This window comes from Peptacetobacter sp. AB800 (assembly GCF_047807365.1).
Classification (GTDB): domain Bacteria; phylum Bacillota; class Clostridia; order Peptostreptococcales; family Peptostreptococcaceae; genus Peptacetobacter.
In genome coordinates this window covers 1-275 of record NZ_JBLOUI010000116.1, presented here as the reverse complement: position 1 = coordinate 275, position 275 = coordinate 1, and the positions used below count along the sequence as shown (strand labels likewise).

General features: G+C 24.4%; 1 pseudogene. It reads left to right on the top strand.

Annotated features, from left to right (window positions below):
- Positions 1-275 (top strand): annotated as a pseudogene (locus ACK2WN_RS12395) (hypothetical protein); the annotation flags it as partial.

The window sequence follows — 275 nt, the reverse complement described above, 5'->3', positions numbered from 1 at the left end:
TAATCGAAACAGATTTTTCGCACTTAGAAGAAAATACCTCGAAGAAGGTAACACTAAAAAAGCAGACAATATACTTAAAAATAATTTAGGAAAGAAAAAATACAGAAAAAATAAAAATAAACACGATGAAACAGTTAAATCTTATATCAATAAAAATATCAATAAATTTATAAAATCAGAAAAGCCTAAGGAAGTTGTAATGGAAAATTTAGATTTTGTAAATTGGGATGACAGATATCCAAAATCTGTAAAAAGAAAATTATCGAGATGGATAA